Source organism: Novosphingobium chloroacetimidivorans, assembly GCF_014204535.1.
GTDB lineage: Bacteria > Pseudomonadota > Alphaproteobacteria > Sphingomonadales > Sphingomonadaceae > Novosphingobium > Novosphingobium chloroacetimidivorans.
The window spans coordinates 47,725-68,540 of record NZ_JACHLR010000011.1; the positions used below are offsets into that span (position 1 = coordinate 47,725).

General features: G+C 66.3%; 18 protein-coding genes. 11 read left to right on the forward strand and 7 right to left on the reverse strand.

Annotated features, from left to right (window positions below):
• The first annotated feature begins 105 nt into the window (after nucleotides 1–105).
• The 3 genes from HNO88_RS13235 (at nucleotide 106) to HNO88_RS13245 (ending at nucleotide 2,758) form a co-directional block, all read left to right on the forward strand.
• Nucleotides 106–1,269 (forward strand): patatin-like phospholipase family protein, encoded by a 1,164-nt coding sequence (locus tag HNO88_RS13235; RefSeq protein ID WP_184246134.1) that lies wholly within the window; start codon nucleotides 106–108, stop codon nucleotides 1,267–1,269.
• On the forward strand, nucleotides 1,266–2,048 hold the full coding sequence (locus tag HNO88_RS13240; protein ID WP_184246137.1) for a 3-hydroxybutyrate dehydrogenase: 783 nt from the start codon (nucleotides 1,266–1,268) through the stop codon (nucleotides 2,046–2,048). Before HNO88_RS13235 ends, HNO88_RS13240 begins: the two co-directional genes overlap by 4 nt.
• Nucleotides 2,049–2,209: 161 nt before the next feature.
• Nucleotides 2,210–2,758, forward strand: a complete 549-nt coding sequence (locus HNO88_RS13245; RefSeq protein WP_184246140.1) for a pseudouridine synthase — start codon at nucleotides 2,210–2,212, stop codon at nucleotides 2,756–2,758.
• 121 nt (nucleotides 2,759–2,879) lie between these two features.
• Here HNO88_RS13245 and gltX read toward each other — a convergent pair whose 3' ends face one another.
• The 5 genes from gltX to HNO88_RS13270 form a co-directional block, all read right to left on the reverse strand.
• Nucleotides 2,880–4,208, reverse strand: coding sequence for a glutamate--tRNA ligase (gltX, locus tag HNO88_RS13250; RefSeq protein ID WP_184246142.1), 1,329 nt, complete (start codon nucleotides 4,206–4,208; stop codon nucleotides 2,880–2,882).
• A gap of 45 nt (nucleotides 4,209–4,253) precedes the next feature.
• A complete protein-coding gene (locus HNO88_RS13255) occupies nucleotides 4,254–5,006 on the reverse strand; it encodes a TorF family putative porin (protein WP_184246144.1) in 753 nt (250 codons plus the stop codon).
• Between the two features lie 8 nt (nucleotides 5,007–5,014).
• On the reverse strand, nucleotides 5,015–5,446 hold the full coding sequence (locus HNO88_RS13260; RefSeq protein WP_184246147.1) for a hypothetical protein: 432 nt from the start codon (nucleotides 5,444–5,446) through the stop codon (nucleotides 5,015–5,017).
• Nucleotides 5,447–5,605: 159 nt separating this feature from the next.
• Nucleotides 5,606–7,771, reverse strand: a complete 2,166-nt coding sequence (locus HNO88_RS13265; RefSeq protein ID WP_184246151.1) for a catalase — start codon at nucleotides 7,769–7,771, stop codon at nucleotides 5,606–5,608.
• 398 nt (nucleotides 7,772–8,169) lie between these two features.
• Entirely contained in the window at nucleotides 8,170–8,382 is a 213-nt protein-coding gene (locus HNO88_RS13270) for a hypothetical protein (RefSeq protein WP_184246155.1), read from the reverse strand.
• A 190-nt stretch (nucleotides 8,383–8,572) separates the two neighbouring features.
• Between HNO88_RS13270 and HNO88_RS13275 the strand changes: the two genes are divergently transcribed.
• The 7 genes from HNO88_RS13275 to recQ all read left to right on the forward strand — a co-directional run bounded on the left by HNO88_RS13275 (nucleotide 8,573) and on the right by recQ (nucleotide 17,545).
• The gene (locus HNO88_RS13275) at nucleotides 8,573–9,568 is read left to right on the forward strand and encodes an ArsR/SmtB family transcription factor (RefSeq protein ID WP_184246159.1); all 996 of its coding nucleotides are present in this window, start codon (nucleotides 8,573–8,575) and stop codon (nucleotides 9,566–9,568) included.
• Nucleotides 9,568–10,497, forward strand: a complete 930-nt coding sequence (gene metF / locus HNO88_RS13280) for a methylenetetrahydrofolate reductase [NAD(P)H] (protein WP_184246162.1) — start codon at nucleotides 9,568–9,570, stop codon at nucleotides 10,495–10,497. Before HNO88_RS13275 ends, metF begins: the two co-directional genes overlap by 1 nt.
• Nucleotide 10,498: 1 nt before the next feature.
• Nucleotides 10,499–11,548, forward strand: a complete 1,050-nt coding sequence (locus HNO88_RS13285) for a homocysteine S-methyltransferase family protein (protein ID WP_184246165.1) — start codon at nucleotides 10,499–10,501, stop codon at nucleotides 11,546–11,548.
• 1 nt (nucleotide 11,549) lies between these two features.
• Nucleotides 11,550–12,068: a GNAT family N-acetyltransferase gene (locus tag HNO88_RS13290; RefSeq protein WP_184246168.1), complete on the forward strand. Its 519-nt coding sequence runs from the start codon at nucleotides 11,550–11,552 to the stop codon at nucleotides 12,066–12,068.
• A gap of 141 nt (nucleotides 12,069–12,209) precedes the next feature.
• Nucleotides 12,210–14,954, forward strand: coding sequence for a methionine synthase (gene metH, locus HNO88_RS13295; RefSeq protein WP_184246171.1), 2,745 nt, complete (start codon nucleotides 12,210–12,212; stop codon nucleotides 14,952–14,954).
• Between the two features lie 103 nt (nucleotides 14,955–15,057).
• On the forward strand, nucleotides 15,058–15,639 hold the full coding sequence (locus HNO88_RS13300; RefSeq protein WP_184246174.1) for an NUDIX hydrolase: 582 nt from the start codon (nucleotides 15,058–15,060) through the stop codon (nucleotides 15,637–15,639).
• 118 nt (nucleotides 15,640–15,757) lie between these two features.
• A complete protein-coding gene (gene recQ, locus HNO88_RS13305; RefSeq protein ID WP_184246178.1) occupies nucleotides 15,758–17,545 on the forward strand; it encodes a DNA helicase RecQ in 1,788 nt (595 codons plus the stop codon).
• A gap of 102 nt (nucleotides 17,546–17,647) precedes the next feature.
• Here the strand turns inward: recQ and HNO88_RS13310 are convergent, their stop codons facing one another.
• Nucleotides 17,648–17,935, reverse strand: coding sequence for a hypothetical protein (locus HNO88_RS13310; RefSeq protein WP_184246181.1), 288 nt, complete (start codon nucleotides 17,933–17,935; stop codon nucleotides 17,648–17,650).
• 208 nt (nucleotides 17,936–18,143) lie between these two features.
• On the opposite strand from HNO88_RS13310, the gene HNO88_RS13315 reads away from it, so the two are divergent.
• On the forward strand, nucleotides 18,144–19,427 hold the full coding sequence (locus HNO88_RS13315; RefSeq protein ID WP_184246184.1) for a cytochrome P450: 1,284 nt from the start codon (nucleotides 18,144–18,146) through the stop codon (nucleotides 19,425–19,427).
• Nucleotides 19,428–19,504: 77 nt separating this feature from the next.
• Here HNO88_RS13315 and HNO88_RS13320 read toward each other — a convergent pair whose 3' ends face one another.
• The gene (locus HNO88_RS13320) at nucleotides 19,505–20,746 is read right to left on the reverse strand and encodes a sulfotransferase family protein (RefSeq protein WP_184246187.1); all 1,242 of its coding nucleotides are present in this window, start codon (nucleotides 20,744–20,746) and stop codon (nucleotides 19,505–19,507) included.
• Nucleotides 20,747–20,816 lie beyond the last annotated feature (70 nt).

A 20,816-nucleotide genomic window follows, 5' to 3' on the forward strand; every position in this document is an offset into this window, starting at 1 on the left:
ACGGCGCATCGAGCTCGAACCAGGACGACATGTGAACTGCCCCTTGCACTCCGGGCGCCGCGTGCCATCTATGCTGCATCGCAACATCAGGGGCGCGGCCTCCGTATGAACCAGCCTGACGGTCAGCATCCACCACAGACTGCACTCGTGCTGCAAGGCGGTGGCGCATTGGGCGCCTACCAGGCGGGTGTGTACGAAGCGCTCGCCGGCACCGAGCTCCAACCCGACTGGATCGCCGGCATCTCGATCGGCGCGATCAACGCCGCGATCATTGCCGGCAATCCGGCCGAGCGCCGCGTCGAGCGCCTGCGCACGTTCTGGGACCGCGTTTCGGGTGAGCTGCAGTTCCGGCTCGACAGTCCGCAAGGCTTCGCACGCCGCGCCTTCAACGAGGCTTCGGCGGTCTACGCCGCAAGCCTGGGCGTCCCCGGCTTCTTCACCCCGCGCTTTCCCCCGCTCCTTCCGGAATGGCCCGCCGAACTTGACCGCCTGAGCTACTACGACACCGCGCCTTTGCGCACGACGCTGCTGGAGCTGGTCGATTTCGACCTGCTGAACCGCGGGCCGATCCGCTTCAGCATCGGCGCGGTCAACGTGCTGAACGGCAACTTCGTCTATTTCGACAACCGCGAGCACACGATCGGGCCCGAGCACGTCATGGCGTCGGGCGCGCTGCCCCCGGGTTTCGCGCCGGTGAAGATCGGGGACGACTGGTTCTGGGACGGCGGCCTGGTGTCCAACACGCCGCTGCAATACGTGCTCGACGCTCGCCCCGCTTGTGAGCTGACCGTATTCCAGGTCGACCTGTTCAGTTCGCGCGGAGTGGTCCCGCGCACCATGGCCGATGTCGCTCAGCGTGAGAAGGACATCCGGTATTCGAGCCGAACCCGGCTCAACACCGATCAGTCCAAGAAGCTGCAGAAGCTGCACGCCGCCGCGCGCCGACTGGCCAAGCGCCTGCCGGATGAGCTGCGCGACGATCCGGACCTGCGCACCCTGCTGAACCACGAGCCGGAAGGCTCGGTGGCGATCATGCACCTCATCAACCGCTGCGCTTCTTATGAGAGCGCGTCCAAGGACTACGAGTTCTCGCGGTTGACGGTGAACGAGCACTGGAGCGACGGGTACGAGGACGCCGCGTATTCGCTCGCCCATCCAGACTGGATCGGCCGCACGCATGCGGGCGACGCCATCACCACCTTCGACCTTGCCGGCGACCGTCCACGCCAGACAGGCGCGCTGGGGTCCAACTTAGGAGAATGCGCATGAAGCTGAAGGACAAGAGCTGCATCGTCACCGGCGCGGCAAGCGGCATCGGCAATGCCATCGCGCATCGCTTCGCCTCGGAAGGCGGCAAGGTCGCGATCGCGGACCTCAACCAGGATGCCGCGCAGAAGGCAGCCGACGAGATCAAGGCGAAGTACGGCACCGATGCGCTTGCCATCGCCATGGACGTGACCAGCGAGCAGCAGGTCGATGCCGGCGTCGCGCAAGTGGTCTCCGCCTGGGGCGGGGTCGACGTACTGGTCAGCAATGCGGGCATCCAGATCGTCAATCCGGTCGAAAACTACGCCTTCGCCGACTGGAAGAAGATGCTCGCCATCCACCTCGACGGTGCGTTCCTCACCTCCAAGGCCGTGCTGCCGCACATGTATGCGAAGGGTTCAGGCTCGATCCTGTTCATGGGCTCGGTGCACTCCAAGGAGGCCAGTCCGCTCAAGAGCGCATATGTCACCGCCAAGCACGGCCTGCTCGGTCTCGCGCGCGTGATCGCCAAGGAAGGCGGCAAGAAGGGCGTGCGCACCAACGTGATCTGCCCCGGCTTCGTGCGCACGCCGCTGGTGGACAAGCAGATCCCGGAGCAGGCCAAGGAGCTGGGCATCTCCGAGGACGAGGTGGTCAAGAAGGTCATGCTCGGACAGACCGTCGATGGCGAGTTCACAACGGTCGAGGACATCGCGGAAGTCGCGCTGTTCTTCGCCGGGTTCGAGACCAATGCACTGAACGGCCAGTCGCTGATCGCGAGCCACGGCTGGTTCATGGAGTGAACGGACCGCCGTTCACTCAACTCCCCTTTCCCGTCGTCCCCGCGAAGGCGGGGACCCCGCTTGTTCTTCCGAACTCGTCGTATGCGGCAAGAAGCGGGGCCCCCGCCGCCGCGGGGGCTACAGGGGTGTAGGGCGGTCCAGTAATCCGCTAAGCCGCCACCATGTCCCGCCTGATCCTCTTCAACAAGCCGTTCGGCGTCCTCAGCCAGTTTACCGACCGGGGCACCGACGGGGCCCGGGCCACGCTATCCGATTACATCGATGTGCCGGGCGTCTACCCCGCCGGGCGCCTCGATCGTGACAGCGAAGGGCTGCTGCTGCTCACCGACGATGGCCGCCTCCAGGCGCGCATCGCCGACCCACGCTTCAAGCTGGCCAAGACCTACCTGGTGCAGGTCGAGGGCGAACCGGGCGACGACGCGCTTGCCGCCCTTCGCCATGGTGTCATGCTGAACGACGGGCCTACGCGTCCGGCGGAGGCGGAGCGGATCGCCGATCCCGGGCTTTGGCTGCGCGATCCGCCGGTGCGGTTCCGCAAGTCCGTGCCCGATTGCTGGATCCGCCTGACGATCCGCGAGGGTCGCAATCGCCAGGTGCGGCGGATGACGGCCGCGGTGGGGCACCCCACCCTGCGCCTGGTGCGTGAGCAGATCGGAGCATGGACGCTGTCAGACTTGATGCCGGGCGAGTGGCGCGAAGCACAAGCTTGAAGGCCGATGTCGTTCCGGGCTCGACCCGGGACCGGTTGCGGCAGAGCACAGCCTCTCGTGAAGCTCCCGAGAACTCGCCAGCTGGCGAAACCGGTCCCAGCTCGAGCCCGGGATAATCGTGCTACGCGAGCTTGAGCCGCTCCAACGCCCGATCCCGCCCGATCAGTGGCAGCAGCGTCGCCATGTCGGGCCCGTGATCCATGCCCGTCAGCGCTTGCCGCAAGGGCAGGAACAGGGCCTTGCCCTTGCGCCCGGTGCTTGCCTTCAGCGCGCCGGTCAGTGCGTGCCAGGGGTCCTCGCCCCAGTTCTCGTCCGCCACTTGCGCCGCCTGCGCAAGATAGGCGCGATCCTCGTCCGAGAAAGACATGGGCGCGATCGGCCCGGTCACCACCTGCCACCAGTCGGCCGCTTCATGGACGTGCGAAAGGTTCGGCCGCACGGCCTCCCAGGCGCTCGCATCCATGCCCTCGGGCAGCCGGTCCGCGACTGCGTCGTATGCCAGTGCATGCACGATCGCGGCGTTCACCCGCTCGAGCTCCGCCTCGTCGAACCGCGCTGGTGCCCGGCCGAAGTGCGACAGGTCGAACGCCGCCGCCAGCGCCTCGGCATCAAGCGAGGTATCGATCGGGTCGCTCGTTCCCAGCCGCGCGAGGAGCGAGACCAATGCGGCCGGCTCGATACCGATCTCGCGGAAGTGGGCAATCCCCAGCGATCCAAGGCGCTTGGACAGCTTGCCCTCGGCCCCGGTCAGCAGCGCCTCGTGCGCGAAGCGGGGAAGCGGCGCGCCCAATGCTTCAAACATCTGCACTTGCGTGGCGGTATTGGAAACATGGTCTTCGCCGCGCAGCACATCGGTCACGCCCATGGCGACATCGTCGATCACCGAGGGCAGCATGTAGAGCCATGAGCGGTCGGCTCGGCGCACCACCGGGTCGGACATCTGCGCGGGATCGAACTTCTGCGGCCCGCGGATGCCGTCCTCCCAACTGATCGGCGCATCGCGGTCGAGCAGGAAGCGCCAGTGCGGCATGTCGCCCTCCGCGATCCGCCGCATCCGCTCGACCTCGGGGATTTGCAGCGCCGCGCGGTCGTAGACCGGCGGCAGTCCGCGGCCGAGCAGCACCTTGCGCTTGAGCTCCAGTTCCTGCGGCGTCTCCCAGCATGGATACACGCGGCCCGCATCGGCAAGGCGGGCGAATGCCTCCTCGTAGATGTCGAAGCGCTGCGATTGGCGCTCCTCGCCATCGGGCACGATGCCCAGCCAGGCGAGGTCGGCGCGGATCGCATGGACGTACTCCTCGCGACTCCGCTCGGCATCGGTATCGTCGATGCGCAGCAGGAAGCGGCCACCATGGTGCTTTGCCAAGAGCCAGTTGTGCAGCGCCGCGCGCACGTTGCCGACGTGAAGGTTGCCGGTGGGTGAAGGCGCGAAGCGGGTGACGATGGTCATGAGGCGCGGATTACGAGCCGCCGCCGATGAGGTCAAATCCGGCGCTCAGGAAGACAGGCGCAGATAGGCGACCACGCGCGAACCGAAGTCTCCCGAAGCAAACGCGATCCGCCGGTCGACTTCGCGGGACCGGATCGAGGTGTCGGAATAGCGCACCCCGACCGCCAAGGGGCCGCGTGCGTGCTCTATGCCGAGGTGATGATCGGTGTAGCTGCCGCCGGGCCGCAAGCGCCAGGCGCGCGGCCGCTCCCGGTCCGAGCCGCTGGTGTGGCCCAAGCCGCCGTAGAGCGTCAGGGCGGTCCCAGGAATGCCCAGCGATCCTTGTGCTTCCAGGTGCAGGTTGCTTCCGCCGATCGCCTTCTGCGAAGGCGCGAAGTCAGCACCGAGGACCAACTGCGCAGGACCGATCGTGTGCGCGACTTCGCCCGTGATCTCCCCGAAAGACATGCCCGCGCGGCCGACGAAGATGTTGCCGCGTGCTCCGGCGGCGATGGTCCAGCCCCCGCTCGTCAGGGCATATCGGGGCGCGATGGTTATTCCCACATCCGCGCCACCGTGCCGCGAGGACTCGCGAAGGGTGACCGCTTCGGCCGCCACCGTCAGGTCATAGGTGATGGGGATGGAAGCGGAGACGCCGAGCGCTGCCTTCCCGTCGCTCCAGCTCAAGCCCCGTTCACGCCAGTCCGTGGCCGCCTCGATCGCGACCTGGGCTGACTGGGTGGACTGCGCGTGTGCCGGTGCTGCCGCCAGGAACGCCCCGGCGGCAGTCGAAAGAAGGCGGCCTGCGGTGATGCGCAAGGGAAGCCTCAGTTCGCCGCGAAGTGATGGGCGCTGTCGATGGCGGCGAGCGCCGCCGTACGATCGGCCGCTGCGGAGCGGGCCAAGTGGGTTGCGATGGCGCCTGCCTTGGCGGCGACCACCTTGGCGGCATCCCCGTCACGCCCATGGCACGATCCGGGCAGATGCTGCTGGAAGGTCTCGCTACCCGGAAGCATCGCCTTCAATTCCTGGCCCTGCCCGCCCGCGATCACGCGCTCGACCGAGACGCGCGCATTGACGACGCAGCGCTGCGTGCTGGGGCGAGGCCCGGCCGACATGCCCACCACCCGCATGCTGGTTTCCACGTGCGGCTTGTAGTCGACACGATAGGTCGCACCGCGGTGTTCGATCGGGATCGAGTGAACAGGCTGCGCTGCAGGAACGAGCATGGCAGTGGCGGCAAGTGCGAGTAAGCTCACGATTGTCTCCCTTAATGACCGCCTAGTTTTTAGGCAGCTCTGCATCGAAAATGTGCACAGGGGAGCTAGGCCGTCGATGCTTCCGTATTGTTGCTGGAATTTCGCAGCACGTGTCTGTCTGCAAGTATGGGGAGCGGCCTTGCCGCTCCCCAGCCTGCATCAGCCTCGCTTCGCAGCCTGACCCGCAAGGAACCCGGCCGCGTCGAGGTCAATCTTGAACTCACGCTCCCAGACACGCAGCTTGGCGCAGCTTTCGAGGAAGCCCTCGGCAGAGGCCTTGTCGCCCAGCGGGATGAAGCCTTCGTCCATGTCCTTCTCCTGCACCCCGGCACGCTCGATGAAGGGCAGCGCCACATCGGTGTAGCCGATGTACTTGCAGTGCGCGAACGCATCGGAGACGAAGTCCTTGGCCGTCTTGTCCTCCGCCAGCAACTTCGCGCCGTCCGCCGAGACCACCAGCGCAACCGCGTCGTAGAGGATAGATGGACCACCATCGATCTTCTGCTTGGCCTCGGCGATCGTGCCGTCGTCCAGCGTGGCACCGGCGATCTTGGGCGCGATGATCTCGTAGACCGCACCTTGCGCCTTCACCGCCTCGGCCAGCGTCTTCACCAGAGCGGCAGAGGCGCCGTCCGTGACGAGGATGCCGAGCTTGCGACCCGAGAAGCTCTCCGGCCCGCGCGCGACGATGCTGAGCGCGGGCGATGGCGGCAGATCGGTGCGCGGCTCGACCGCAGCCTTTGCCTTCGGCGGCAGCTTGGTAAGCCCGAGGCCGTCGGCGACCACCGTCGCCAGCGTCTCGTCGATGTTCAGCAGGTGGCCGACCATCTTCTCGCGGATGTCCACCCGCTCGACTTTCGACAGTTCGAACACCAGCGCGTCGCCGATGTGCTTCTGCTCGATCGGCTCCTGGCTGATGAAGAACTGGCGTGCCTGGCTGTAGTGATCGGCGAAACTGGGCGAGCGTACCTGCGCCTTTCGGCCGTTTTCCTCGGCGGCGAAGTGCTTGTAGCCGGTGGTGGGGGATTCACGCGGGTTGTTCTCGCCCCGCTCCCAGCTGTTGGGCTCGTAGTTCACGCGGCCCTTGGGGTTGCGCATCGCCATGTGCCCGTCCTGCTGGAAGTTGTGCACCGGGCAACCCTTGGGCTGGTTGATCGGGATATGCGTGAAGTTGGGCGAGCCCAGGCGCTTCAGCTGCGTATCGAGATACGAGAAGTTGCGCCCCTGAAGCAGCGGATCGTTGGTAAAACCGATGCCGGGCACCACGTTCTGCGTGCAGAACGCAACCTGCTCGGTTTCGGCGAAGAAGTTGTCGACGTGCGCGTCGAGCACGAACGTGCCGATCTTGCGAACGGGGATCTGCTCTTCCGGGATGATCTTGGTCGCGTCGAGCACGTCGAATTCGAAACTGTCGGCGAACTTGTCATCGAACAGCTGAACGCCCAGATCCCACTCGGGCGGAGTGTCCAGATCGATGGCGTCCCACAAGTCGCGGCGATGGAAGTCGGGATCGGCGCCGTTCAGCTTCACCGCTTCGTTCCACATAACCGACTGCAGGCCCTGCTTGGGCTTGAAGTGGAACTTAACGTAAGTCCCCTTGCCCTCGGCATTGATCAGACGGAAGGTGTGAACGCCAAAGCCTTCGATCGTGCGGAACGAGCGTGGGATCGTGCGATCGGACATGATCCACATGACCATGTGCATCGATTCCGGCGTCAAGCTGATGAAATCCCAGAAGTTGTCGTGCGCGGTCTGCGCCTGCGGGAAGCCGCGATCGGGCTCCTGCTTGGCGGCGTGGATCAGGTCGGGGAACTTGATCGCGTCCTGGATGAAGAACACCGGAATGTTGTTGCCGACGATGTCCCAGTTGCCTTCCTTGGTGTAGAACTTGGCGGCGAAGCCGCGCACGTCCCGCGCCAGATCCGGCGAGCCCTTGTTGCCCGCGACGGTGGAGAAGCGCACGAACATTTGCGTGTTCTCGCCGACCTCGGTCAGCACTTTGGCGACGGTGTAGTCTTCCAGGCTCTCGGTCAGCGTGAAGGTACCATGGACGCCGAAGCCACGGGCATGGACCACGCGCTCCGGAATGCGCTCATGGTCGAAGTGGAACATCTTCTCGCGGAAGTGGAAATCCTCGAGCAGCGCTGGGCCGCGCTCGCCGACCTTGAGGGTGTTCTGGTCGTCGGCAACGGGGATGCCCTGCTGGGTGGTGAGCACGGTGTCATCCGGCCCTGCAATCTGGTGGAGCTCGCCGCCCGAGCCCACTTGCGTTTCGAAGGTCTGGGCAGCGCCCTTGGCGCCGGTGTCTTCGCCGATCTTGGTCATGGTTGCGTTCCTCGCTGGGATGCGCGCCGCCAACGGCGGTTCGACGCATACCGGGAAGCAACGGGGCGGGTGGGGTCGATGTTCCCTGATGACCGTTAAAATACAGGTACTTGGATGCTGATCTAAGTTAATCGCATGAAAGTCGGCTGGCGCTGCGCACCGGTCAATTGCTTGACTTGAGTACGCTCGGCCTGAGGCGGCAGGATGTACGCACGCAGCAGATTGCCTTCCACTCGCATGCCTATCGACCGCATCAACCGAAAGACGCAAAAAAAGCTCTGCCGGAACACCGGAAGAGCCGCAAGCCGCATCGAGCGGCCATCCGGACCTACAGAACAGGTCCGAAGATACGATCGGGGGCCAGCGACGCGACGAGCGCGCAGCGGCCCCCGGCCGGATTACATCGCTGCGTCGGAAGCAGCGCTGGATGCCATGCCTTCTTCGGCGGTGGCAGCCGAGTCAGTCGCCATCGGGTCGGCAGCCAGAGTTTCCTCGGGCATGGTCTCGACGCTGTCGGTGGCGGTGGCTTCAGTCGGCGTTTCCGAGCTGCCGCAAGCGGCGAGAGCCAGAGCGGCGGCCGACGCGAATGCGGCGTAAGCGATCTTCTTCATGCGAATCCCCTTGCATTGTTTGGCGCAGGCGCCAACGCTTGCAGGCAAGCCTGCGGCGCACTGTGTAGACGAGTGCATGGTGCAACGCAAACGGGAATAATCCGCACCTTAGGGCGAGAGTGGGGTGTGTGATTACACGGGTTTGCAGCGCCCTTGCCGACATATAAAGAAATCTTTATATGCACTCGCAATGCGACTGGAACCCCTCCTCAAGGCGTTGGCCGATCCCACCCGGCTGCGCATCATGCGCCTGCTCGCGCATATGGAGCTGGCGGTAGGGGAGCTCGCGCAGGTGCTCGGCCAGAGCCAGCCGCGAGTCTCGCGGCACATCCGCATCTTGTGCGATGCAGCGTTGGCCGAGCGGCGCAAGGAAGGCAGCTGGGTGTTTCTTCGTGCGGCCATTTCCGAAGGCGGCGCCCCGCCGCTCGGCGCCGCGACAGCGCGCCTGCTCACCGTTTCGGAAAGCGACGATGCCGCCTTTGCCGCCCGCTGCGCCGAGGATCGCCGCCACCTCGCCGCGATCCGGGCCAGCCGTCAGGCCAGCGCCGAAGCCTACTTCGCGCGCCACGCGGGCGACTGGGATACCCTGCGCTCGCTCCACAGCCCCGACCTTCCGGTCGAGGAAGCGCTCGCCGTGATGCTGGGCGAAGGCTCGCTCGGCACGCTGCTGGATGTCGGCACCGGCACCGGCCGCATGGCCGAGCTGTTCGCACCTCGTGCCGAGCGTGTCGCCGCGCTCGACAAGAGTCCGGAGATGCTCCGGGTCGCGCGGGCCCGATTGGACAAGCTGCCGTCGGGGACGGTCGATCTCGTGCAGGGGGATTTCACCGCCCTCCCCTTTGCCGAAGGTCAGTTCGAAACCGTCCTGTTCCACCAGGTGCTGCACTATGCGCAGGAGCCGCAGCACGTGCTGGCCGAGGCGTCCCGCGTGACGCGCGAAGGCGGGCAGCTGGCCATCGTCGACTTTGCCGCGCACGATCGCGAGGAATTGCGCGAGCGCCACGCCCATGCCCGCCTCGGCTTCACCGACGAGCAGATGCTCGGCTTTTTCGCCGACGCGGGCTTTGCCGGGCAGGCCGTGCGCGCCTTGCCCGGACAATCGCTGACGGTGAAGATTTGGACCGCGCGCAAGAGCGCGGCGGCGCAGGGTGCGGATGCACGCCTGCTGGAACGGGAAGAGGGATGATGAGCGACGTGATCGATGCCGAACGAGCCGCTCCGGCCTCAAGCCCCGCTGCCGGCGTCTCTCCGTTCGCCGAGCTGCCGGGCGACATCGCCGTGTCGTTCGAGTTCTTCCCGCCCAAGACCGAGAAGATGGACGCGCAGCTGTGGGATGCGATCACGCAGCTGGCTCCGCTCTCGCCCAGCTTCGTGTCGGTCACCTACGGCGCCGGAGGCTCCACCCGTGAGCGCACGCACGCCACCGTCGCGCGGATCGCGCGCGAAACCGACCTGCGCCCTGCCGCGCACCTGACGTGCGTCGCGGCGAGCAAGGCGGAGATCGCCGAGGTGGCCGACCAGTACTGGCAGGCCGGCGTGCGCCACATCGTTGCCCTGCGCGGCGATCCGCCACCGGCCGACGGCGGCACCTTCGTGCCCCATCCGGAGGGTTACGCCAGCGCCGCGGATCTCGTCGCCGGCCTGAAGGCGCAGCACGACTTCGAGATCTCGGTCGCGGCCTATCCCGAAGTTCACCCCGAAGCGCTGAGCGACCAGCATGACCTCGACAACCTGAAGCGCAAGCTGGATGCCGGGGCGACGCGGGCGATCACACAGTTCTTCTATTCGACCGATGCCTATTTCCGTTTCCTCGACAAGGTTCTGGCGGCCGGGATCGACGCACCGATCCTGCCGGGGATCATGCCGGTGACCAACTTCGCCGCGATCCGCCGCATGTCGGGCAACACCGAGATCCCCGGCTGGCTGGAGACGATGTTCGAAGGCCTCGACGAACGTCCTGGTCCGCGCGCGCTGGTCGCGGCGGTGGCGGCGGCGGACTTGTGCCGGCGCCTCTACGAAGGCGGCGTGCGCGACTTCCACTTCTATACGCTCAACCGGGCGGAGCAGGCCTATGCGGTCTGCCAGCTGCTCGGCGTGCGGCCCAAGGAGGCCTGACATGACCACCCCCCGCGAACAATTCCTGGCCGAAGCGGCCAAGCGCATCCTCATCACCGACGGCGCATTCGGGACCGAGATCCAGAACTGGAAGCTGGCCGAAGCCGACTACGCCGGCGCGCTGGGGCTGAGCCACGACCAGAAGGGCAATAACGACATCCTCGCGCTGACCAAGCCCGAGGTGCCCGAGTCCATCCACCGCGCCTATTTCGAGGCGGGCGCCGACATCGCCGAAACCAATACCTTTTCCGCCAACCGCATCAGCCAGGCCGATTATGGCGCCGAGCACCTCGTACGCGAGATCAACGTGGAGAGCGCCAGGCTCGCCCGCCGTCTGGCCGACGAATATGCCGCCAAGGACGGCCGCCCCCGCTTCGTCGCCGGCGCGATCGGGCCGACCAACAAGACGCTGTCGCTCAGCCCCGACGTCAACGACCCGGGCTATCGCGAGATCGACTGGGACACGCTGGTCGACGTCTATCTCGAACAAGCCCGTGCCTTGGTCGAAGGCGGAGCCGACTTCATCCTGATCGAGACGGTGTTCGATACGCTGAACGCCAAGGCCGGGATCATGGCCGTGCGCAAGCTGGAAGCCGAACTGGGCCGTGAAGTGCCGATCATGCTGTCGATGACGCTGACCGACCTTTCGGGCCGCAACCTCTCGGGCCATACGGTCGAGGCGTTCTGGCACGCGGTGCGCCACGCCAAGCCGCTGACGATCGGGCTCAACTGCTCGTTCGGCGCCACCCAGCTGCGCCCGCACGTCAAGACGCTGGCCGAGACCGCCGACACGCTGATCATGATCTACCCCAACGCGGGCCTGCCCAACGAACTGGGCGCTTACGATGAGATGCCCGACACCACCGCCGGTTTCGTGTCCGAGTGGGCGATCGCGGGCCAAGTCAACGTACTGGGCGGCTGCTGCGGTTCCACCCCGGCGCACATCGCGGCAATGGCCAAGGCGGTGGCCGGCCTGCCCGCGCGGCAGCTGCCGGCGCTGGAGCCGGTGACGCGTCTCGCGGGCCTCGAACCGTTCATCATGGCCGCCTGACTTGGCCGAGAGACCTGCCTGGACCGTCCGGACCGCCGGACCCGACGACGCGAGCGCACTGGCTCTCGTGGGCGCGGCGACGTTCCTGGATACGTTTGCCGGCGTGATCGAAGGGTCGGCCATCGTCGGGCACTGCGCCGCCAATCACACTGCGGAAAGCTATGCCGACCTGTTCGCCAAGGGCGCGCAGGCCTGGCTCGGCGAAGCGGAGGGCGGCGCTCCGGTCGGTTATGCGCTGATCGCAGAGCCGGACTTGGCAGCGGCCCTGCCCGGCGATGTCGAACTGAAGCGCATCTATTCACTCTCCCGCTTCCACGGCAGCGGCCTGGGCGGAGCGCTGATGTCGGCCGCGGTCGCGGGTGCAGCTGAGCATGACCGCTTGCTGCTCGGCGTCAAGGCCGACAACCATCGCGCTATCGCTTTCTACCGCAAGCAAGGCTTTGACCCTCTCGCCACGCGCCAGTTCAACGTCGGCGGCAAGCTGTTCGATGATCTCGTTTTAGCCCGACCTCTCTCATGACCATCACCCGACAGCCGTTCGTGTCGAGCCCTTCGGCAGGCTCGGGACAGGCTGCCGATTTTCAATCGTCAGTCGAGACACGGCAACACAGCGCCTGCCCCACGTGTCTCGACTTCGCTCGACACGAACGGAGTTTTTGACTTGAACGCCTCGACTCCCACATCCGCCCGCTTCGTCAACATCGGCGAGCGCACCAACGTCACCGGCTCGGCGAAGTTCAAGAAGCTGATCATGGCGGGCGACTACCCCGCCGCGGTCGAGATCGCCCGCCAGCAGGTCGAGAACGGCGCGCAGGTGATCGACGTCAACATGGACGAGGGCCTGCTCGACGCGGTCCACGCCATGACCACGTTCCTCAAGCTGATCGCCGCCGAACCCGACATCGCCCGCGTGCCGGTCATGGTCGACAGTTCGAAGTGGGAGGTGATCGAGGCGGGCCTCAAGTGCGTCTCGGGCAAGCCGATCGTCAACTCGATCAGCATGAAGGAAGGCGAGGCGCCGTTCCTGGAAGCCGCGCGAAAGTGCATGGACTACGGCGCAGCCGTCGTCGTCATGGCCTTCGACGAGGTCGGCCAGGCCGATACCAAGGAGCGCAAGATCGAGATCTGCGAGCGCGCCTACAAGCTGCTCACCGGCATCGGCTTCCCCCCGGAGGACATCATCTTCGACCCCAACGTCTTCGCGGTCGCCACCGGCATCGAGGAGCACAACAACTACGGCGTCGACTTTATCGAGGCGGTTAAGGTGATCCGTGAGCGCTGCCCGCACGTCCACTTCTCGGGCGGCTTGTCCAACCTGTCGTTCTCGTTCCGAGGCAACGAGCCGGTGCGGCGGGCGATGCATTCGATTTTCCTCTATCACGCCATCCCCGCCGGACTCGACATGGCGATTGTCAACGCCGGGCAGCTCGACGTCTACGACCAGATCGATCCCGAACTGCGCGAAGCGTGCGAGGACGTGATCCTCAATCGCCCTGCCCGGTCCGAAAACGAGACTCCGACCGAGCGCCTCGTCACCCTCGCCGAGAAATTCCGCGGCACCGATGCCGTCGCCGAAAAGTCGGCCGAGGAATGGCGCGGCTGGGAAGTGACCAAGCGGATCGAGCATGCACTGGTACGCGGCATCGACGCCTATGTGGTCGACGATACCGAGGAAGCCCGCGCCGCGATCTTCGCGCGCGGGGGGCGTCCGATCGAGGTCATCGAAGGCCCGCTGATGGATGGCATGAACGTGGTCGGCGACCTGTTCGGATCGGGCAAGATGTTCCTGCCACAGGTGGTCAAGTCCGCCCGCGTGATGAAGAAGGCGGTCGCCCACCTGATCCCCTTCATCGAAGCGGAGAAGCAGCCGGGCGCCAAGGCCAAGGGCCGGATCATCATGGCCACCGTCAAGGGCGACGTCCACGACATCGGCAAGAACATCGTCGGCGTGGTCCTGCAGTGCAACGGCTACGAAGTGATTGACCTCGGCGTCATGGTCCCGTGGTCGAAGATCCTCGAAGCCGCCAACGAGAACGATGCCGACATCATCGGCTTGTCGGGCCTGATCACCCCCTCGCTGGACGAGATGGTGACCGTGGCCGAGGAGATGCAGCGTTCCGAGATGAGCATTCCCCTGCTGATCGGCGGCGCCACCACCAGCAAGGTGCACACCGCGCTGCGCATCGACCCGGCCTACAAGGGACCGGTGATCCATGTGCTGGATGCCAGCCGGGCGGTGGGCGTCGCCTCGCAGCTCTTGTCGGACACCCAGCGCGACGATTTCGTCGCCAACACCGCCATCGACTACAACCGCGTGCGAGAGGCGCGTGAGGGCAAGGGGCAGAGCGACCTGCTGCCGCTCGCCGAGGCCCGCGCCAACGCCTTCGTGCCCGACTTCGCCGACAAACCGCCGGCGCCTGCGCAGCCGGGCGTTCACGTGTTCGAGAATTGGGACCTGGCCGACCTGGTCGACATCTTCGACTGGACCCCGTTCTTCCGCGCCTGGGAACTGGCCGGCACCTATCCCGCCATTTTGACCGACGACGTGGTGGGCGAGAGCGCAACCAGCCTCTTCGCCGATGCCCAGGCAATGCTGGAGACGATCGTCTCGGAGAAGTGGCTGACCGCCAAGGGGGTCTGCGGCTTCTGGCCGGCTCGGCGCGACGGGGATGACGTGATCTTGTCCTCCCCGGCACGGGGAGGGGGACCGGCGCAGCCGGTGGAGGGGACTCTCCACCAAGCGCCGCGCTCTGCCGAGACTCCCCTCCACCATCCTGCGGATGGTCCCCCTCCCCGTACCGGGGAGGAACTTGAAGTGCGCCTGCCCTTCCTGCGCCAGCAGTTCAAGAAATCGCGCGGCCGCGCTAACTTCTGCCTGGCCGACTTCATCGATCCCGCCGGCGACTGGCTCGGAGGTTTCGCGGTCGGCATCCACGGCATCGAACCGCACCTCGCCAGGTTCCAGGCGAGCCATGACGACTATTCCGACATCCTGCTCAAAGCCCTCGCCGATCGCTTCGCCGAAGCCTTCGCCGAACGCCTGCACCAGCACGTTCGCACCACGCTGTGGGGTTACGCGCCGGGCGAGCAGCTGACCAACCATGCCCTGATCCGCGAGGAGTACCGCGGCATCCGCCCCGCGCCGGGCTACCCGGCCTGCCCCGACCATTCGCTGAAACCCATCCTGTTCGACCTGCTTCGGGCGCAGGACAACGCTGGCATCGTCCTGACCGAAAGCCAGGCGATGCTGCCGACGGCCGCTGTCTCGGGCTTCTACTTCGCGCATCCCGAAAGCCAGTACTTCGGCGTCGCCCGCATCGGCCGCGACCAGGTAGAGGACTATGCGGTGCGTCGTGGAGTCGAGTTGCCGGTGGCCGAGCGCTGGTTGCGCCCGAACCTCGATTAAGGCGCTCCCCCTCTCCGTTCGTGTCGAGCGAAGGCGAGACACAACAGTGCTGGAACCGCGTGTATCGGCTTCTCGACACGATCGGCATGGTAGGAACAATGGCATGAACAGCACCGGCTCAACCGCCAAGATCGTCAGCCGTGAGGTGGTGTTCCAGGGCTGGTACACCTTCTTCCGCCTCTTGGTGGAGATGCCGGATGGCCAGGTGGTCGACCGCGAGCTGCTCCATCGTGGCATGGCCTGCGCTGTCCTGCCTTATGACCCCGTGCGCCGCGTCGCGATGCTGATCACCCAGCCGCGGCCCGGCGCGCTTCACCTTGGCGTGCCGAGCCCATACGAGGTCATCGCCGGCAGCCTCGACGGCGCGTCCCCCGCCGAGCGCATCGTCGAAGAGGCGATGGAGGAAGGTGGCTTGCGGCTAGGCCGCGTCGAGCCGATCACCAACATGTGGTCGATGATCCCGGTCTCCACCGAGCGGGTCCAGCTCTACCTCGCCGAATATGGCGCCGCCGATCGGGTCGCCGCTGGCGGCGGCAATGCGAACGAGCACGAGAACATCGTCGTTCACGAACTCGGCTTGGACGAGCTGCGCGACCTGACGATGTCGGGCGAGCTGAGCGATGCCAAGACGCTGATCCTGGCCCAGGCCCTGATGCTGCGGCATCCGGAGCTCTGGCGGGCTTGAGCGGCAAAGGCGGGCCAGGGCGGAGCGGGCTTCGGGTAGACCGCCGCCAGACACCTCTCCTCCTCAGACCGCAGCAAGCCCCTCCCACGTCCCGACCCGATCTGCCATAGGGGCGGCAATGCTCGAAACTGCTCCGCCGCAAGCTCTAACCGCCCTCCACGACACGTTCGGCTTTCCCGCCTTCCGGGGCGTGCAGGAGCAGGTGGTGGCACGTGTGCTGGACGGACGCTCGACCCTGGCGGTGATGCCCACGGGCGCCGGCAAGTCGCTGACCTATCAGTTGCCCGCGGTCATGCTGGAGGGCACGTGCGTGGTCGTCTCGCCGCTGATCGCGCTGATGCACGACCAGCTGCGCAGCGCGACGGCGAACGGCATCCGCGCCGCGACGCTCACCAGCGCCGACAGCGACCGCGAAGTGACAATCGAGCGCTTCCGCAACGGCGAGCTCGATTTGCTCTACGTCGCGCCCGAGCGTGCCAGCCAGTCGCACTTCCGCGACCTGCTCAGCCGTGCGCGCGTCTCGCTGTTCGCCATCGACGAGGCGCACTGCGTCTCGGAGTGGGGCCACGATTTCCGCCCCGATTACCGCCTGCTGCGCCCCTTGCTCGACAGCTTCCCGCAAGTGCCACGCCTCGCCCTCACCGCCACTGCCGACGCGCACACCCGCGCGGACATCCTGGCGCAGCTGGGTATTCCGGATGACGGGCTGATCGTCGCCGGGTTCGACCGGCCGAACATCCGCTACGCCATTCGGCCGCGCGACAGCCTGCAGCGTCAGTTGAAGTCCCTGCTCGACGAGCACTCGGGCCCGGGCATCATCTATGCCCCGACGCGCGCTCGCGTCGAGCAGCTGGCCGAGCAGCTGAGCGCCGGCGGTCGGCGCGTGCTGCCCTACCATGCCGGCCTCGATCCCGCTGTCCGCGCGCGCAACCAGGCGGCGTTCGTCGCCTCGGAGGACATGGTGATGGTGGCGACGGTCGCCTTCGGCATGGGCATCGACAAGCCCGACGTGCGCTTCGTCGCCCATGCCGGCATCCCCAAGTCGATCGAGGCCTACTACCAGGAGACCGGCCGCGCCGGACGCGACGGCGACCCGTCCGTCGCCGTGATGCTGTGGGGCGCGGAGGACTTCGCGCGCGCGCGCCAGCGGCTGTCCGAAGTGGAGGAGCATCGCCGCGCCTCGGAACGCCAGCGCCTGGACGCGCTGGCCGCGCTGGTAGAGACGGCGCAGTGCCGCCGCGCCATCCTCTTGCGCCACTTCGGCGAAGACCCGCCACAGACTTGCGGCAACTGCGACAACTGCCTGGAGCCGGCCGGCGTCACCGACCTGACCCAGCTGGCGCGCAAGCTGCTGTCGGCCGTGTTCCGCACCGGGCAGAGTTTCGGCCTGGGTCACCTGGAGAAGGTACTAACGGGGCAGAGCGACGATCGCGTGCTCCAGCGTGGGCACGATCAACTGTCGGTCTTCGGCATTGTCGGCTCGGAAGAAGCGCCGCTGCTCAAGCCGATCGCCCGTGCCCTGCAGGCCCGCGGCTCGCTGGTACCGACGGAGCACGGCGGCCTGGCACTGGGCGGCAACGCGCGCGAAATCCTGAAAGGCGAGGCGGCGGTCGAGATCGTCGTGCCCCCGGCCAAGTCGAAGGGCGACCGCAGGCGCAAGCAGCGCGAGGGCAGCGCGCCCAACCCGATCGGCGATCCGCTGTTCGACGCGCTGCGCGATCTGCGACGCGAGCTGGCGCAGAGCCAGGGCGTGCCCCCGTATGTCATCTTCCACGACGCCACCTTGCGTGAAATGGCGTCCGTACGCCCATCGTCGCTAAGCGAACTCGGTCGCATTTCGGGCGTCGGCGGGCGCAAGCTGGACGCTTACGGCGACGCCTTCCTGGGCGTGATCCGGCAGCACTAGAGCATCTTCAAGTTGCCCGTTCACGGTCAACGGCTCGGAAAATGCGGCATTAAAAATCTGGAGCCTAATTCAGCCTAGCCCGGTCGGGTGCGCGCCAGCTTGTCAGTCTAAGGAGCCGGTCGCGAACTTCGCAGGCTTGGACAACAACATCGGCAGGTCGGGCGATGCGATGCGCGATTCCCGACCATTGGCGTGGATGAGGACGACCCGCCCGACACCCGGCGTCGCGACCACGGCCGTGACCGATTCCACCCAGTCGTGAAGGATTGCCTTCAGGTCCGCCAGCGCGTCGGTGTCGGTGGTTGCATCGCCCGCCGCTTCGAGTTCGGCTTCGAGTTCGACAATGCGGCTCATGGCCTCGTTCATGCGATCGTTGGACGTGTCGGTCATGCCTGTGTCCTGGCTCATCTTCGCTTCCTCATGTCGGTTCGCACCATCTGGCAACGTGCAACCTGGACACAAGCTGCACGCCGGCTTTCATCGCCGGGGCAGCAGAGACGCCTTGCGTGCGCAAGCATTGACAGGCACGCGCATCGACTTATGATCCACCGTGTATCATCAACGCCCCATCGAGAGGCGGAACTCCGGAGAGCGATCCATGGCAACTGCAGCCGAACTACCGTTGGCCGAACGCAACTACTTCACCGATCACTCGCTGCTGGTGGATCCCTACGCCTACTTCGAAGCGCTGCGCGGCGAAGGACCGATCCACCGCGCGCCCAACGGAGTCGTGTTCGTGACCGGGTTCCAGGAGTCGGTGGACATCCTCCTCGACACCGAGCATTTTTCCTCCTTCCAGACGCAGCTCGGCCCGTTGGCGCCGCTGCCGTTCGTGCCCGAGGGCGAGGACTTGTCGGACCAGATCGCCGCGCATCGTGATCCCAACACGATGTCGGAACTGATGGTCAGCTACGATGGCGAGCAGCATGCCAACGCCCGGTCGCTGCTCAACCGGCTGTTCGTGCCCTCGCGCCTGCGTGCCAACGAGGAGTACATGTGGACCTTCGCCGGCGAGCTCGTCGACGATGCCGTCGCGCGCGGAGGCTGCGAGCTGATCAGCGAGATCGCGACGCCTTACGTCACGCTGGTCATCGCCGACCTGCTCGGGGTACCCGAGGAGGATCGCGAGAAGTTCCGCGCGGTGATCGATGCCGGCCCGCCTCCCGGCAGCCTGGACGACGATGGCTACGCACGCGAGAGCCATCCCCTGATGTTCATGGCGCAGTTCTTCATGCAGTACGTTGCAGAGCGCCGCGCAAGCCCGCGCGAGGACGTGCTGAGCATGCTCGCCAACGCCAACTTCCCGGACGGCACCCAGCCCGAGGCATTGGAAGTGGTCAAGTCCGCCATGTTCCTCTTTGCCGCGGGACAGGACACCAGTGCCAAGCTGCTGGGCAATGCCATGCAGCGGGTCGCGCGCGACAAGGCCCTGCAGTCGCGCCTGCGCACCGATCCCAAGCAGATCGCCGCGTTCCTGGAGGAGACGCTGCGCCTCGAAGGCTCGACCAAGGCGACGTTCCGCCTGGTCAAAAAGGCGGTCAGGATCGGCGACTATCAGCTGGTGCCGGGCGACCGCGTGTTCGTGGGCCTCGCCGCCGCCAACCGCGATCCGGCCCGCTGGGCGAACCCGACCGAGTTCGAGATCGGGCGGCGCAAGATCCAGGAACACCTTGGCTTCGGCCGTGGCGCCCACACGTGCCTTGGCGCACCGCTCGCGCGCGTGGAGGTGAGAGTCATCTTCGAGCGCTTCTTCGAGAAGACCAGCGACATCTCGCTGAGCGACGAGCACCTGGGACCGGACGGCGAGGTTGAGCTGGACTACGAACCCAGCTTCATCATCCGCGGCCTATCCAGCCTCAAGCTGAAGCTGCAGCCCGCGTAATCGCGCTTCCCCTCTTCCCGATGAGAGCTGGGAGAGGGGCGCGCGAAGCCCAAGAACGCACGAGCCCCTCACCAAAGCTAAGCGGCGGCGAGCACGCTTGCCTTAGGCCGCAGCGTGGCGGCGATCTGCTCTTTGGTGAGGCCGTAGTCGGCGATGTCGTAGAGGTGGCGCTGCAGCTTGCGGTGCCCACGCCGGGCCATGAACTTCGCCATGGCCCGCTCCGCCTCGGGTGTGAACGGCATCTGCAGCATGGCGTAGACCCTGCGCATCTCGCGCCGCCAATCGTCATGCATGTCGCGAAAGGCGACATCGACGGACGGTACGCCATGATGCTCGCGTGCAGAGGCCGTCCGCTCGGCGCGCAGCGCAACCTTGCGCAACCACTCACGGCCGATCCAGTGGCAATCGACCTGATGCGACTGCACGATCATCTGGTTGTGCACCAGCGAGGCGGAGGAGCCGACAACCTCGTGCGGCGCGCGGTCCAGTACGACGATCCGAGCGTCGGGGAACGTGTGCAGCACCGCATCGAGATCCTGGCTGAACTGCGGCAACTTGAGGATCCAGGGGCGGTCCTGTGTGTCACGGCGCAGCCACTTGATCGTCTGCAGATGCTGGCGGAACTCGGCATAGATCGGCCGGCTGTCCAGCGCCTCGGCATGGCGCGCGAAGCTGGGGATACGCCATTGCGCTTCGAACGCGGCGCCATAAAGCGCGACGTTGTGCAATCCGATCTCCTCGTCTGCCTGATGTGGGCGGACGGGATGGATGACGCCGAACTTGGGGTTGAGCCAGTGTGCCACCCGCAACGCCAGCCAGCCGCGCAGGCGCCGGTCGTCGATCGGCAGCCAGTGCCAGCGCGGGAGTGGGTTCCAGCTTTCGAAAAAGCGCGTGTAGGCAAAACGCCGATCGCAGGCGAGCAAGCGCTGCATCCGCGTGCTGCCCGAGCGCATCTGCCCGACAACGATGATCGGCGCGCGCAGAGGCACTTCGGCGATCTCCGGACGCCGCTGCCACAAGGCCGCCGCGCGCAGCCGACCGGCGAGCGCTGCGACAAGCTGCCCATAGGCGATGGTGGTGCCGAGCGGCGTCAGCGCCGCCTCGTCATGCAACGCGGTGCTCAGTCGATCGAGACGGTCGCGCCAGCCATCCTCCTGGCCGAAATCGTGAAGTCCGCTCGTCTGCCGAGCCGCCGCGAGCAGAGCCTGAGGCTCCAGGCTGGGGCGAGAGAACCAGCCGCGCTGCCAAGCCCGCTCCAGGCCTTCGTTGACGAAGCCGAGCCGGTGGCGGCCGGTGCTGTACCCTGAAGCGTTGAACATGCCTGCGACAACTCGCGACAACTCGCAAGGTGCCGCGCAGGCTGGCTTTTCTGCCCGATGGGGCGATCCG

Coding starts and splice junctions, on each gene's coding strand:
- HNO88_RS13235 (WP_184246134.1), top strand. CDS start 106: ATGAACCAGCCTGACGGTCAGCATCCACCACAGACTGCACTCGTGCTG.
- HNO88_RS13240 (WP_184246137.1), top strand. CDS start 1,266: ATGAAGCTGAAGGACAAGAGCTGCATCGTCACCGGCGCGGCAAGCGGC.
- HNO88_RS13245 (WP_184246140.1), top strand. CDS start 2,210: ATGTCCCGCCTGATCCTCTTCAACAAGCCGTTCGGCGTCCTCAGCCAG.
- gltX (WP_184246142.1), bottom strand. CDS start 4,208: ATGACCATCGTCACCCGCTTCGCGCCTTCACCCACCGGCAACCTTCAC.
- HNO88_RS13265 (WP_184246151.1), bottom strand. CDS start 7,771: ATGACCAAGATCGGCGAAGACACCGGCGCCAAGGGCGCTGCCCAGACC.
- HNO88_RS13270 (WP_184246155.1), bottom strand. CDS start 8,382: ATGAAGAAGATCGCTTACGCCGCATTCGCGTCGGCCGCCGCTCTGGCT.
- HNO88_RS13275 (WP_184246159.1), top strand. CDS start 8,573: ATGCGACTGGAACCCCTCCTCAAGGCGTTGGCCGATCCCACCCGGCTG.
- metF (WP_184246162.1), top strand. CDS start 9,568: ATGAGCGACGTGATCGATGCCGAACGAGCCGCTCCGGCCTCAAGCCCC.
- HNO88_RS13285 (WP_184246165.1), top strand. CDS start 10,499: ATGACCACCCCCCGCGAACAATTCCTGGCCGAAGCGGCCAAGCGCATC.
- HNO88_RS13300 (WP_184246174.1), top strand. CDS start 15,058: ATGAACAGCACCGGCTCAACCGCCAAGATCGTCAGCCGTGAGGTGGTG.
- recQ (WP_184246178.1), top strand. CDS start 15,758: ATGCTCGAAACTGCTCCGCCGCAAGCTCTAACCGCCCTCCACGACACG.
- HNO88_RS13310 (WP_184246181.1), bottom strand. CDS start 17,935: ATGACCGACACGTCCAACGATCGCATGAACGAGGCCATGAGCCGCATT.
- HNO88_RS13315 (WP_184246184.1), top strand. CDS start 18,144: ATGGCAACTGCAGCCGAACTACCGTTGGCCGAACGCAACTACTTCACC.
- HNO88_RS13320 (WP_184246187.1), bottom strand. CDS start 20,746: ATGTTCAACGCTTCAGGGTACAGCACCGGCCGCCACCGGCTCGGCTTC.